The 14,647-nt window shown below is 37.4% G+C and carries 12 protein-coding genes; all 12 read left to right on the forward strand.

Features of this window, described 5'->3' with window-relative positions; translation table 11 throughout:
* The first annotated feature begins 12 nt into the window (after positions 1 to 12).
* The 12 genes from AC6UDB_RS02580 to rbfA all read left to right on the forward strand — a co-directional run bounded on the left by AC6UDB_RS02580 (position 13) and on the right by rbfA (position 14,640).
* Positions 13 to 426 carry a hypothetical protein gene (locus AC6UDB_RS02580; protein WP_500709077.1) on the forward strand — a complete coding sequence of 138 codons (414 nt, stop codon included), beginning with the start codon at positions 13 to 15 and terminating at the stop codon, positions 424 to 426.
* A 53-nt stretch (positions 427 to 479) separates the two neighbouring features.
* Complete coding sequence (uppS, locus tag AC6UDB_RS02585) at positions 480 to 1,217, forward strand: undecaprenyl pyrophosphate synthase (RefSeq protein WP_500709078.1); 738 nt, start codon at positions 480 to 482, stop codon at positions 1,215 to 1,217.
* Positions 1,218 to 1,227: 10 nt separating this feature from the next.
* Positions 1,228 to 2,016, forward strand: coding sequence for a phosphatidate cytidylyltransferase (locus AC6UDB_RS02590; RefSeq protein WP_500709079.1), 789 nt, complete (start codon positions 1,228 to 1,230; stop codon positions 2,014 to 2,016).
* 24 nt (positions 2,017 to 2,040) lie between these two features.
* Positions 2,041 to 3,312: an RIP metalloprotease RseP gene (gene rseP, locus AC6UDB_RS02595; RefSeq protein ID WP_500701138.1), complete on the forward strand. Its 1,272-nt coding sequence runs from the start codon at positions 2,041 to 2,043 to the stop codon at positions 3,310 to 3,312.
* A gap of 18 nt (positions 3,313 to 3,330) precedes the next feature.
* Entirely contained in the window at positions 3,331 to 5,037 is a 1,707-nt protein-coding gene (locus AC6UDB_RS02600) for a proline--tRNA ligase (RefSeq protein ID WP_500693845.1), read from the forward strand.
* Positions 5,038 to 5,092: 55 nt separating this feature from the next.
* On the forward strand, positions 5,093 to 9,403 hold the full coding sequence (locus AC6UDB_RS02605) for a PolC-type DNA polymerase III (protein WP_500709080.1): 4,311 nt from the start codon (positions 5,093 to 5,095) through the stop codon (positions 9,401 to 9,403).
* Between the two features lie 117 nt (positions 9,404 to 9,520).
* Positions 9,521 to 9,994 carry a ribosome maturation factor RimP gene (rimP, locus tag AC6UDB_RS02610; protein ID WP_500695577.1) on the forward strand — a complete coding sequence of 158 codons (474 nt, stop codon included), beginning with the start codon at positions 9,521 to 9,523 and terminating at the stop codon, positions 9,992 to 9,994.
* Positions 9,995 to 10,007: 13 nt separating this feature from the next.
* Positions 10,008 to 11,120 carry a transcription termination factor NusA gene (nusA, locus tag AC6UDB_RS02615; RefSeq protein ID WP_500695578.1) on the forward strand — a complete coding sequence of 371 codons (1,113 nt, stop codon included), beginning with the start codon at positions 10,008 to 10,010 and terminating at the stop codon, positions 11,118 to 11,120.
* Positions 11,121 to 11,139: 19 nt separating this feature from the next.
* The gene (gene rnpM, locus AC6UDB_RS02620; protein ID WP_500693841.1) at positions 11,140 to 11,442 is read left to right on the forward strand and encodes an RNase P modulator RnpM; all 303 of its coding nucleotides are present in this window, start codon (positions 11,140 to 11,142) and stop codon (positions 11,440 to 11,442) included.
* Positions 11,429 to 11,728, forward strand: coding sequence for a L7Ae/L30e/S12e/Gadd45 family ribosomal protein (locus AC6UDB_RS02625; protein WP_500693840.1), 300 nt, complete (start codon positions 11,429 to 11,431; stop codon positions 11,726 to 11,728). The genes rnpM and AC6UDB_RS02625 overlap by 14 nt, the downstream gene beginning before the upstream one ends.
* A gap of 23 nt (positions 11,729 to 11,751) precedes the next feature.
* Positions 11,752 to 14,265, forward strand: a complete 2,514-nt coding sequence (infB, locus tag AC6UDB_RS02630; RefSeq protein ID WP_500709081.1) for a translation initiation factor IF-2 — start codon at positions 11,752 to 11,754, stop codon at positions 14,263 to 14,265.
* A 21-nt stretch (positions 14,266 to 14,286) separates the two neighbouring features.
* Positions 14,287 to 14,640: a 30S ribosome-binding factor RbfA gene (gene rbfA / locus AC6UDB_RS02635; protein ID WP_500693838.1), complete on the forward strand. Its 354-nt coding sequence runs from the start codon at positions 14,287 to 14,289 to the stop codon at positions 14,638 to 14,640.
* Positions 14,641 to 14,647 lie beyond the last annotated feature (7 nt).

The raw sequence follows: 14,647 nt of genomic DNA on the forward strand, positions 1-14,647 counted from the left end.
GGAGTTTTTCTAATGGCTGATGATAATGATAACGAAAAAGAAGTAACACCGGGCACACCTGAGTTTGATCACATGGCATTTCGTTTGAAACAGCCAGTTAACGAAGGAAACCTGCGTGCACTGGACTATGATGGTAATCAATTACAGAAAATTCAAGATAGTGTGTACGTGATGCCCGCTTATATTAATGATGACTTTAACTTATTTTTTGTAGTTTCTCCCTTGATCGAAAATGACTGGATTATTGCTTTCTCAAAAGCGACGATTGAGAATGGAAACGAGATTACAGATCTGTCAGAGCCAATCCCAACGGGTGAGGGATTGAATCAACTCGGGGAACAGAGCCCAGAAGACGCTAATAAGATTTTAAAGTATTTTAATACTTTGGTTGACGCAGGTCGTGGAGAATGGAAATTAGTAAAGTAAAAGGATGAGGATTCTCTCATCCTTTATTTATGTAAAAGTATTGAGGTACTCAAATGACTAACGAACTGGATATAAAAAACATTCCTAATCATATTGCAATAATTATGGATGGAAACGGGCGCTGGGCAAAAAAAAGACACTTACCTAGAATTGCTGGCCATAAGCGCGGAATGGAAGTAGTAAAAGATATTACTACCAAAGCAAGTAATCTTGGGGTTAAAGTATTAACGTTATACGCATTCTCTACTGAAAACTGGAAGCGACCCGCAAAGGAAGTTGGCTACTTGATGAGTTTGCCAGCTAAATTTTTTGATGATTTTGTTCCGAGCCTCATTAAACATAATGTTAAGGTTACGACAATTGGTGACATTTCTGGATTACCTAAAAGAACCCAAAAAGCAGTTTATGACGCAATTGGTGATACTAAGGATTGTACCGGGATGGTTTTGAATTTTGCTTTAAATTACGGTGGTCGTGACGAGATTGTGCGTGGCGTTAAGGAAATTGCGCAAAATGTAAAAAGGGGTAATATAAATGTTGATGGAATTTCTGATCAGACAATTTCAGATCATTTGATGACCGCTTTTTTGGGTGAATATTCTGATCCTGATTTATTGATTCGAACTAGTGGTGAAGAACGGATTTCTAATTTTTTGTTATGGCAAATTGCATACAGTGAATTAGAGTTTGTTGATCAGTACTGGCCTGATTTCACACCTGCCGATCTAGAAAAAACAATTATACAATTTCAACAGCGTCACCGTCGATTTGGTGGTTTGGACGCAAAATAGGAGATTTATTATGAAGCAGAGAATTATCACAGCGGTTATTGCTTTGATTATTTTTATACCGATTATCATTGCTGGTGGAATATGGATTGATTTAGCCGCTATCGTGTTAGGTTTGATTGCTCTAGCAGAAATTTTTATTATGAAAAAACGACTTTTAGTGTCTCCAGAGACACTAATTGCGTTTGTTGCGACAATTGCTATGATTATCCCGACAAACTGGTTATCATTTTTACCATTGTGGATTAAGCCTCCATTTGCAATTTACATTTTAATAATGTTATTGATGTTATTTACCGTATTTTCTAAAAATAAGTTCAATTTTGATGACGCTGGAGTCTTTACCTTGGCAATTTTGTACATTGGGTTTGGATTTCATTACTTTATTGAAGCCCGGACTGATGGATTAACAACCCTGTTGTACGCTCTATTTATTGTGTGGTTAACTGATTCTGGTGCCTACTTTTTTGGAAAGGCATTTGGAAAGCACAAATTGGCACCTCATATTTCTCCTAATAAGACTTGGGAGGGATCGATTGGCGGTACAGCACTAGCAGCCATTTTGTGTACAATCTTTGTCTGCTTTTTCCCAATTGATGGGATTGGTACTGTAAGTATGTTCTTTATTACGATTGTTCTTTCCATTTTTGGTCAATTTGGTGATTTAGTTGAGTCAGCTTTAAAGCGTTATTATGGAGTTAAGGATTCCGGCAAGATTTTGCCAGGCCACGGTGGAATATTAGATCGATTCGATAGTTTATTATTTGTTCTACCACTACTACATTTATTTGGAATTGTGTAATATCTGGAAGGGACTGGGTCTTTATTGTTAATTACAATCATTAGTTTCATAATCATTTTTGGAATATTAGTTTTTGTTCATGAATTTGGTCATTTTATCGTGGCTAAAATGTCAGGAATCATGGTCCGTGAATTTTCAATTGGAATGGGTCCCAAGTTGTTTTACTATCGACATAATCACACGACTTATACACTACGATTACTGCCTATTGGTGGATATGTTCGAATGGCTGGAAGTAGTGATGATGAGGATGAAGAAATTCAGCCAGGGACTCCAGTTCGGCTTCAAACTAATAGCAAAGGTGTTGTTACTAGAATTGATTTGAGTAATAAAAGCCAACTGTTTCAAGGAATACCACTAGATGTGTCGGGATCCGATCTAGAAGGGGGTCTCTGGATTGAAGGATACGAAAATGGTGATGATTCTGAGAAAAAAAAGTTTTCTGTTGATCACGATGCTACTATTATTGAAAAAGATGGGATCGAGGTTCAAATCGCGCCGGTTGACGTTCAATTTCAGTCAGCACCCTTGTATAAACGACTTTTGGTAAATTGCGCGGGAATTTTTAACAACGTTGTCTTGGCAATTTTGGCATTTATGCTTTTGTCCTTCATGCAAGGTGGAGTTCCTAATAACTCAAACAAGGTTAACCTGTCGCCACAAGTTTCAATTGCGAAAAAAGCTGGTCTGCAAAATAATAGTAATATTTTGGCTGTTGATGGTCACAAAACCAACACGTGGAATGATATCGGCACGTTGATTCAGAAGCGCCCAGATAAAAAAGTAACTTTAACGGTTAAGCATGATGGAAAAGTTAAAAATATTTCAATGACGACCAAAGCCAAAACCATTCAGAAGCAAAAAGTTGGTATGATTGGAGTTCAGCAGGCGATGGACACTAGTTTTTCAGCTAAGTTGTTTTCTGGATTTACTCGAACCTGGGATATGACAACTGAATTGTTTGGTGTGTTGGGTTCAATGTTTACCCATTTTTCTTTAAATGACTTAGGTGGTCCAGTTGCCATTTTTGCGGAGACGTCTAACGCATCCAAGGGCGGTTTTTTAGGACTGTTGAGCTTTTTAGCATTTTTATCCATTAATTTAGCCATTGTAAATGTGTTACCAATTCCAGCCTTGGATGGTGGTAAAATATTATTAAATATTGTGGAAGCAATTAGAAGAAAACCAGTTTCGGAAAAAACGGAAACGATCATTACGCTCATTGGTTTTGCCATTCTGATAGTATTGATGGTACTGGTAACTTGGAATGATATTGAGCGATACTTTATTCGATAAAACTTTAGGGGTTATAAAATGAAACAGTCAAAATTATTGATACCAACTTTAAAACAAGATCCAGCGGGAGCTGAAGCTCTTAGTCATAAAATGCTAGTTCGATCTGGATTCGTTAGGCAGGTTTCGGCAGGTATGTATGCATATTTACCACTGGCATATCGCGTGCTTGAAAACATCAAAAAAATTGTTCGTGAAGAATTAGATAAAACCGATGCAGCAGAAATGTTGATGCCCACAGTTATTCCAGCTAAATTATGGAAAGATTCGGGTAGATATGACACTTATGGTCCCGAACTATTTAAATTTAAAAATCGACATGATACGGATTTTATTTTGGGTCCTACACATGAAGAAACTTTTACAGATCTAATTAAAAATAATATCAAATCATATAAAAAGCTTCCTTTAATTTTATATCAAATTCAACCTAAGTATCGTGATGAAGATCGGCCACGTTATGGATTGTTGCGTAGTCGAGAGTTTATTATGCTCGATGTCTATTCCTTTTCTGAAGATGATGATGATTTGGATAAGATTTATAAACAAATGGAAGCAGCGTTTCAGAGAATTTTTGACCGGATTGGGTTAAATTATCGGACCATCATTGGTGATTCTGGGTCAATGGGTGGCTCCGATTCAAAAGAATTTTCTGCTCCTGCTGCGGTTGGTGAAGATACGATTGTCTATTCGGATGATAGTGATTATGCTGCTAATCTGGAGATGGCAACGAATATGTTTGTTGATCAAAAGGGACATCAAGAATTAAATGATTTGGAATTAGTTGACACTCCAGATGTTAATAACATTAATCAAGTTAGTAAGTTCTTTGATGTTGAAAAAGATCAGATTATTAAAAGTTTACTTTATATCGTTGATGGTAAGCCAGTAATGATTTTGATTCGGGGAGACCAAAAAATTAATCCAACAAAGGTTAAGAATTATTTTGATGCTGATTCGGCAGAACTTGCTAGCCCAACTGAGGTTTCTAAATACTTAGACGTTAAACCCGGATCGGTTGGACCAATTAATGTTCCAGATGACGTTTCTGTTTATGCTGATCAGTATGTTAAAGGTATTAGTAATGGTGTTACCGGGGCTAACAAAAACGGGAAGCATTATAAAAACGTTAATTACGACCGTGATTACCAAGTAAAAGACTTTGGGGATTTTCATTTAGTTAAAGAAGGAGACATTTCTCCTGATGGTAGCGGAGTATTGAAGTTTACCAAGGGAATTGAAATTGGTCATATTTTCAAATTGGGAACACGATATTCCAAAACATTGGGTGCTGATATTCTCGATCAGAATGGTCGTAATATCCCGGTTGTCATGGGCTCATATGGAATTGGTGTCAGTCGTTTGTTGTCGGCAGTTTCAGAGCAGCAAGCTGATCAAAATGGATTAGTTTGGCCAAAAGAAATTGCTCCATATGATGTTCATGTTATCCCAACGAATGTTAAAAATGATGAGCAATTAGAGATGACATCTTCAATTGAAAAAGAATTGGAATCAAAAGGACTATCTGTTTTGGTTGATGATCGTAAGGAACGTGCCGGGGTTAAGTTTGCTGATTCTGATCTTATTGGAATTCCAATTCGGGTTACAATCGGCAAAAAGGCGGATGAAGGAATTGTAGAAGTTAAAATTCGTAAAACTGGCGAAACGATTGAGACTAAACAAGATGATTTAAGTAATACAATTGATATTTTGTCTAAAGAGATTTAAATTAAAGACCAGGTTTTAACTGGTCTTTTTTAAACTAATGAAAGAGAGGATCAAAGTGAGTTTAAATAAAAAAGAATTATTTAGTAAATTACTTCAGCAAATTAAATTAGAAGATTCAGCTGATCAATCTTACTTTCAAAATGCTGAAATTGACAAAATCGATGTCCATCAGAAATCAAATCGATGGCATTTTCATTTGGTACTACCAGAGATTATGCCTTACGAAAAGTTTATAGAATTTGTTCATCATTTGGGTGTGGCCTTCGATGGGATTGCTAAGGTAGATTTCGAGATTAAAACTAAGAATAGTGGTTTTGATAATCGTAAGCTTGGTGATTATTGGCAATGGGTTGTAAATCACGCTGGAATTACTTCAAATTTAACGCATGAATTATGTAATAATAATTTACCAAAACTGATTGATGACCGAGTTACCTTTCTTGCTGAAAATGAAATCGTCAAAGATTTTTTAAATGGTAATGCTTTGGGACCAATTGAATCAACTTATCAAAGAGTTGGATTTCCTAAATTTTCCATTCATACCATGATTGATACTACAGCATCTCAAGAAAAAATAGATGATTTAAAGAAAAAGAAACAACAACGTGACGTTGAGTTGGCTCAAAAGGCGATGCAGGCTCTAAAGAATTCCTCAGGCAAATCACATCCAAGTAAGCATTCTAAAATGATTGGAAAGAAAATCAAAGATGATGTTGATATTACTAAGATGGTGGACATAACCGAAGAGGAACGTTCCGCCGTGGTTAGTGGATATGTTTTTGATAAAGAAATTCGATCATTACGATCTGGCCGCCAATTGATGATTTTAAAGGTTACTGATTATTCTTCGTCAATTGTTGTTAAAAAATTCTCCAAAAATGATGACGAAGAACAAGAATTTGCATCATTAAATGTAGGAGATTGGGTTAAAGTCCGTGGAAGCATTCAAGAAGATAACTACTCTCATGAATTGACACTTAATGCTTATGATATTAATCCAATTAAACACGAAGAAAGAAAAGATACTGCCCCTGAAAATAAAAAAAGGGTTGAGCTGCACTTACACTCTAACATGAGCCAGATGGACGCTACTAATTCGATTAGTGATTATGTTAGTCGCGCCAAAAAATGGGGTCATCCCGCAATTGCCATTACTGATCACGACGACGTGCAAGCCTTTCCGGATGCCTATCATGCTGCAGTTGATAACGATATTAAAATGATTTATGGAATGGAAGCAAATGTCGTTGATGATGGTGAACCAATTGCTTATAACGATAAACATGTTGCTTTAAAGGATGCTACATACGTTGTCTTTGACGTTGAAACCACTGGTTTATCAGCAATTTACGATAAGGTTATCGAACTTTCAGCTGTAAAGATGCAAAATAACAATGTGATTGAACAGTTTGAAGAGTTCATTGATCCTGGTTTCCCATTGTCTGAACAAACTACCAATTTAACTTCAATTACCAATGATATGGTGGCTGGTTCTAAGTCTGAAGAAGAAGTCTTTAAGTTGTTCCGTGAGTTTTGTGGTGATGCAATCATTGTAGGACATAACGTTACTTTTGATATTGGGTTCATGAATACTGGTTACGAACGCCATGGTATGAGTCGGATTAGTAATCCAATTATTGATACTTTGACGTTGGCACGTTTTCTATATCCTAATTTTAAGAGTTATCGATTAAACACGTTAGCTAAAAAGTTTGACGTTTCATTAGAGCACCATCACCGTGCGATTTATGATGCAGAATCAACTGGTCATTTAAATTATCTTTTTTTAAAAGAGGCTGAAGATAAATATAACATTCAGTATCACAATCAGCTTAATGATCATATGGAGGAACATGATGCTTATAAGCATGCTCGTCCATTCCATGCGATTATCCTGGCGAAAACTCAAGCTGGTTTAAAGAATCTGTTTAAACTGGTGTCACTTGCTCATGTTGATTATTATTATCGGGTTCCTCGAATTCCTAGGAGTCAGCTTAAGAAGTTTCGGGATGGTCTATTGATTGGATCGGCCTGTTCGAGTGGCGAAGTGTTCACAGCGATGATGCAAAAGGGTAAAAAAGAGGCACTGGATAAGGCTAAGTTTTACGATTATCTTGAAGTTCAGCCTCAAGCAGCGTATCAGCCACTAATCGACCAAGGATTAATTAGTGATCGGGGTAAGTTACAAGAAATTATTAGTAATATGTATGAAATTGCCCATGAGCTAGACATTCCGTTAGTAGCAACTGGTGACGCTCACTATCTCGATCCTCATGATTATATTTATCGTAAGATCTTGATTAATTCTCAAGGTGGAGCTAACCCACTGAATCGCCAAGAATTACCCGATCTCCATTTTCGGACCACTGATGAAATGTTGAAAGATTTTAATTTTCTGGGTGAAGATAAAGCTGAAGAAATTGTAGTTGATAATACTAATAAAATTGCTTCCGAAATTGATGATGTAAAACCCTTAAAAGACAAGTTGTATACACCAAAAATGGAGGGTGCTAAGGACGAAATTAGAGATCGAACGATGAATACAGCGCATCGTTTGTATGGCAATCCGCTTCCTGAAATTGTCCAGAAGCGTCTTGATAAGGAACTGAAAAGTATCATTGGAAACGGCTTCTCTGTTATTTATTTAATTGCTCAAAGATTAGTTTCTAAAAGTAACAAGGATGGATATTTAGTAGGTTCTAGGGGCTCAGTTGGATCGAGTTTAGTTGCCACTATGTCTGGAATTACTGAAGTTAATCCACTTCCTCCCCATTATCGTTGTCCTAAATGTCAGTACTCGCAATTTTTCACTAAAGGTGAATATAGTTCTGGATTTGATTTACCACATAAAAAGTGTCCAAAGTGTGGAACAGTTATGGTTGGTGATGGGCACAACATCCCCTTTGAAACTTTCTTAGGATTTAAGGGAAATAAGGTCCCGGATATTGATTTAAACTTTTCTGGAGACTACCAACCAATTGCGCATAATTATACCAAGGTTCTGTTCGGTGAAAAGAATGTATATCGGGCCGGAACGATTGGAACCGTTGCTGATAAAACAGCTTACGGATACGTAAAGGCTTATGAACGGGACACCGGGAAACGTTTTCGAAATGCTGAAATTGATCGACTTTCTAAGGGTGCAACTGGTGTTAAAAGAACTACTGGACAGCATCCGGCAGGAATCATTGTTGTTCCAGATTACATGGATATTTATGATTTCACTCCAATACAATATCCGGCCGAAGATCAAAATGCGGCATGGAAAACGACTCATTTTGACTTTCATTCCATCCATGATAATATTTTAAAAATTGATATTTTGGGACATGATGATCCAACGATGATCAGAATGCTTCAAGATTTATCAGGAGTTGATCCGACAACGATTCCAATGGATGATCCGGGTGTGATGTCATTGTTTGCTAGTCCTAAGATTCTTGGTGTGAGTCCTGAACAAATTTTTTCAAAGACAGGGACACTTGGAATTCCTGAATTTGGGACGCGTTTTGTGCGGGGAATGCTTGAAGAAACTAAACCAAGTAATTTTTCTGAATTATTGCAAATCTCTGGGTTGTCACACGGGACCGATGTTTGGTTAGGAAATGCTGAAGAACTGATTAAGGATGGGACGGCTACCATTGCGAATGTGATTGGATGTCGTGATAATATCATGACCGACTTGATCAACTGGGGATTAGATTCAGAAACTTCATTTCAAGTGATGGAACAAGTCAGACACGGCCGCGGGATTAAAGATGAATGGCAGGATAAGATGACAGACGTGGGTGTGCCACAGTGGTACATTGATTCTTGTTTAAAGATTAAGTATATGTTTCCGCGAGCTCATGCGGCTGCTTATGTGTTAATGGCACTAAGAGTGGCTTACTTTAAAGTCTATTTTCCACTCGTTTACTATGCCGCTTACTTTTCTGTTCGGGCTGATGATTTTGACATTGTGGCTATGAGTCATGGAAAAGAAGCAGTTAAATCAAGCATTAAGGCAATCAACGATAAAGGGACCGAAGCATCCACTAAAGAGAAAAATCTTTTGACTGTTTTGGAAATTGCCAATGAAATGTTGGAGCGGGGCTATGAATTTGAGATGGTCGACATTAATCGCTCGGACGCTTCTGAGTGGTTAATTGATGGTAAAAAATTAATCGCACCATTTCGAGCAATTCCTGGATTAGGTTTAAACGTTGCTAAACAAATCGTGGCGGCTCGAGAAGATAAGCCATTTATTTCAAAGGAAGATCTTGCTAAACGTGGTAAAGTTTCTAAAACCATTATTGAATTTATGACCCAAAATGGAGTCTTAAGTGAATTACCCGATGAAAATCAGTTAAGTCTGTTTGATATCTAGGGCTCTTTGATATTATTTGGGTTATATGGTATAGTTATACCAGTAATAATAAACTCTTCTGATGAGTGAGCAGGGATGCTCGCTCTTTTTATTGGTATTTTTTAGGAGGTAAAGTATTTGAGCGAAGTTATTGATAGAGTTACTAAAACCGTTCAACCGATTTTAGATGATAACAATTTTTACCTTTATGACATTGAGTATGTTCAAGAGGGTGGAAGCTGGTATTTGCGAGTTTATATTGATAAAGACCAAGGAATTAGTTTGGATGACTGTGTTTTGGTTAGTGATCAGTTAAGTGAAAAACTTGATGAATTGGATCCAGATCCATTTGACGAACCATACTTCTTAGAGGTGTCTTCGCCAGGTGCCGAACGGCCATTAAAACGGGAGTCTGATTATCAAAATGCAATTGGTGATTATATCCACGTTTCTTTATATCAAAAACTCAATGGGAAAAAGTCTTTTGAGGGAACCCTCAAAAGTGTTGATGATGATAAATTAACGTTAGCAATTAAAGATAAAACGCGAATTAGTGAACTTGAAATTCCGCGAAAATTAATTTCAAAAGCTAGATTAGCAATTGAATTTTAGTTAGGAGATTAAAATGAGTAAAGAATTAGTAAGTGCGCTTGATCAACTTGAAAAAGAAAAGGGCGTAAAAAAAGAGGTTGTGATCGATGCCTTAGAAGCAGCATTGTCTTCGGCTTACAAACGTAACTTTGATCAGGCTCAGAACGTCGAAGTTAACTTCGACGAAAAAACTGGAAGTATCCATGTATACGCCGTCAAAAAAGTCGTTGATAAAGTGGAAGATCAACGTTTGGAAGTTAGTTTGGATGAAGCTTTAAAGATTAATAAAGGATACGAACTTGGTGACGAAATTAAATTTGAAGTTACACCAAAGAACTTTGGAAGAATTGCTGCCCAAACCGCTAAACAAGTTATTACTCAAAGGGTTCGTGAAGCTGAACGTGAGACCGTTTATGACAAGTACAGTAAGTATCAAGATGAACTTGTAACTGCTGAAGTAGAACGTCAAGATAGTCGTTTTGTGTATATGAACCTTGGTCAAGTTGAGGCCGTGATGGCTAAAAATGATCAGATGCCAAATGAAACTTATCGTCCACAGGACAAGTTAAAAGTGTATGTTACAAACGTTGAAAATTCCTCAAAGGGACCACAAATTTTTGTAAGTCGAACTGCACCTGGAATGCTAAAACGACTCTTTGAACAAGAAGTTCCCGAAATTTATGATGGAACAGTTGAAATTGTCTCGATTGCAAGGGAGGCCGGCGACCGTGCTAAGGTGGCTGTTCGTTCTAATAGTTCTGATATTGATCCAGTGGGAACTAGTGTTGGACCTAGAGGAACCAGAGTGCAAACAATTGTAAATGAACTTGGTGGAGAAAATATGGACATTGTCCAATGGGATGAGAATCCAGCTGAGTACATTGCCAATGCATTGAAACCCGCTGACGTTATTGACGTTATTTTTAAAGATGGAGACGATCGTTCTTGCACCGTTGTTGTTCCAGACGACCAGTTGTCGTTAGCAATTGGGAAACGTGGTCAGAACGCACGGTTAGCCGCTAGACTGACTGGATACAAGATTGACATTAAATCCGAATCAGAAATGGATGGCACTGACGAAAGTGACAGTGAAGATAATCATTCTACTGATGATGTTTCATCAAATGAAGACGAAAACGAGGAATAATTTTTGAGGAGGTACTGTTATGAGAAAAAGAAAAGTGCCAATGCGAAAAGATGTGGTGTCGGGTGAAATGGCACCTAAACGACAATTAGTAAGAATTGTTCGTGATAAAGAGGGTAATGTGTCAGTCGATCCAACTGGGAAAAAATCTGGTCGAGGAGCTTACGTAAAGATTGACGTAACAATTGCCAAAAAAGCCAAGCAGGATAAAATCCTTGATCAAGTTTTTGATGTAACTTTAACAAATGATTTTTATGATGAACTTATTAGTTACGTCGACCATAAGCAGGCTCGACAGGAATTGATTGATAATGACAAATTATAATAAAGTCTTAAACTTATTGGGAATTGCAAGACGAGCTGGTAAAATAATCTCAGGTGAGGGGATTGTCTTGAATGCAATTAAAAAGGGACAGATTAATTACCTGTTTATTGCATCAGACTGTGGTGCAAGTACCAAAAAGAAGTTTCTCGATAAAAGTAAATTCTATGAAGTTCCAGTTAATACTGGTATGCTTAAAGATGATCTTAGCGACGCGATTGGGATGAAACGATCAATCGTAGCGATTAAGGATAAAGGATTTTCGAAAAAATTTAAAGAATTAAAATAATACAAGTAAAGGAGTGTGATTATATGGCCAAAAAAAGAATTTATGAATTAGCCAAAGAGCTTAATATACCTAGTAAACGTGTGATTGACACTGCTAAGTCAAATGGTTTTACGGTTAAAAACCATATGTCATCGCTTGATTCAAATCAGGAGAAGACCGTCCGAGGCGCGCTTAAGAATAGTCAGAAAGCGGCCAGTGGAAGTGAACAACGGCATGCTCCAGCAAAAAAGACTGCTGACTCCCATAACGGAAGTAATGGTCACAATACTTCAAAACATGAAAATGGTCAGAATAACAATCATTTTGGTAGAAGCAATCATTCTAACAATCAACATCGACCAAGTAATTCTGAACATAAACAAGTAAATAAACATCAAAATAATGGGCAAACAAGTAATCAGCGTCCAGAAAATGCTCATAGCAATGGTGTTCATACTAACGGTCAGCACCGGAATCAGAATTCAGGTAATCATTTTAATCACAACAATCATCAAAATAGTCAACATTCGCACACGAATAATAGTCAAAATGCGGCCCATGCGAATAGTAATCGTTCTACAACTGCAAATAGTGCAAGCAAGAAGCCGGTTAATAATACTTCTAAGCCACATAATAACGGAAGTGGAAAATTTGGTGGTAGTTTGAACCGCAACAAAAATAAAAAGGGCAAGAAGCGTAATAAGCGTCGCGATAATCGTTATAATATGTATTCTAAGAATCAACGAATTCGTCAGAATCACAAAAAGAATGCGGCGCCAACCCGTAAGAGTCGTCCATTACCTAAAGTTTTAATCTATCAGGATGGTATGAATGCGCAGGATCTTGGTAAGTTACTGCATCGGGAACCAGCAGAGATTGTTAAAAAATTATTTATGCTGGGAATGATGGTTAATCAGAATCAATCCTTGGATAAGGATGCCATTGAACTTCTTGCCACCGATTATGGGATCGAAGCTAAAGAAAAAGAAAATGTTAATGTATCAGATATTGACAAGTTCTTTAATGAAGAAGAGCATAACACCGATTACCAAGAAAGCCGTCCACCCGTTGTTACCATCATGGGACACGTTGATCATGGTAAAACCACGTTACTAGATTATCTTCGTCATTCACACATTACAGCAGGTGAAGCCGGTGGAATTACTCAAGCTATCGGTGCTTATCAGTTAAAACATGGCGATAAGACCATTACCTTCCTTGATACTCCAGGACATGCTGCTTTTACTGCCATGAGAGCTCGTGGTGCTGACATTACCGATGTGACTGTTTTGGTAGTGGCAGCTGATGATGGTGTTATGCCACAGACTGTTGAAGCAATTGATCATGCTAAAGCAGCGGGAACTCCAATTATTGTTGCAGTTAATAAAATTGATAAGCCGAATGCCAATCCACAACATGTTAAAGAGCAATTGATGAACTATGGATTGGTTCCTGAAGATTTTGGTGGAGATACGATTTTTGTTGATATTTCTGCTAAAAATGGAACTAATGTTGATGAATTGTTAAATATGATCTTACTTCAGTCCGATGTGCTTGAACTTAAGGCTAATCCAAAACAAAATGGAGCTGGCTCAGTCGTTGAAGCAAGATTGGATAAGGGTAAGGGTCCTGTTGCTACCCTTTTGGTTCAACAAGGAACTTTGCACGTTGGGGATCCAATCGTTGTTGGTGACACTTTTGGTCGAGTTCGAACCATGACTAATGAGAACGGGAAAGAAATCAAGAATGCTAAACCATCAACTCCAGTTGAAATTACGGGGTTAAATGATGTTCCTGAAGCCGGTGATCGTTTTGTTGTCTTTAATGACGAAAAGACTGCTCGTGCTGCTGGAGAAGAACGAGCTAAAGAAGCTCAAATCGAAGAACGGAAGCAAAATAACCGTGTTACTCTTGATAACTTGTTTGATTCAATGAAACAAGAAGATATGAAACAGGTTAACGTAATTATTAAAGCTGATGTACAAGGATCAGTGGAAGCCTTAGCTGGAAGCCTCAAAAAAATCGATGTTGAGGGAGTTAAGGTTAACGTTATTCATGCCTCTGTTGGTGCGGTGAACGAAAGTGATGTTGCACTTGCTGAAGCAAGTAATGCCATCATCATTGGTTTTAATGTCCGTCCTACTCCGCAAGCTAAAGCTCAATCTGAAACTGATAAGGTTGATATTCGTCTTTATCAAGTTATCTATAACGCCATTGATGACGTGGAAGCTGCAATGAAAGGCATGCTTGATCCAACTTATGAAGAAGAAGTTACTGGTAATGTCGAAGTAAGACAAATTTATAAAGCTTCTAAAGTTGGAACGATTGCTGGTGGAATGGTTCTTGATGGGTACGTAAAAAGTGATAGCAAAGTTCGTCTGATTAGAGATAATGTTGTGATTTATGATGGAGAGCTTGGTAGTCTAAAGCGTTTTAAAGATGATGTTAAAGAGGTTAAACAAGGCTTCGAGTGTGGTTTGACAATTGAAAACTATAATGATATTAAAGTTGGAGATAAAGTCGAAGCATACCACATGAAAGAAGTCCAACCTAAGTAGATACCGTAAGGAGTGATTGTCATGGCACAATATCGTGTTGGAAGACTACAGCAGGAAATTCAAAAAGAAGTCGACGATATTTTACTTAAGCGTGTTCGTGACCCACGAGTTCAAGGAGTAACTATTACTGGTGTTGAAGTTACTGGTGATTTGCAACAAGCTACGATTTATTACAGTAGTTTATCTGACAAGAAGTCTGAACAAGAAAAGGTGCAAAAGGGATTGGATAAAGCAACTGGTTTAATTCGAGGCGAGTTAGGTCATCGGTTAAGTATCTACGTTACTCCAGAGATTCATTTTGAACGAGATGGATCCATTCAATACGGAAGTAAGATTGATCGTTTGATTGATAATTTAAATAAAAAAAATAAGTAAAAAATTG

This window comes from Fructilactobacillus sp. X3R2C1 (genome assembly GCF_059901235.1).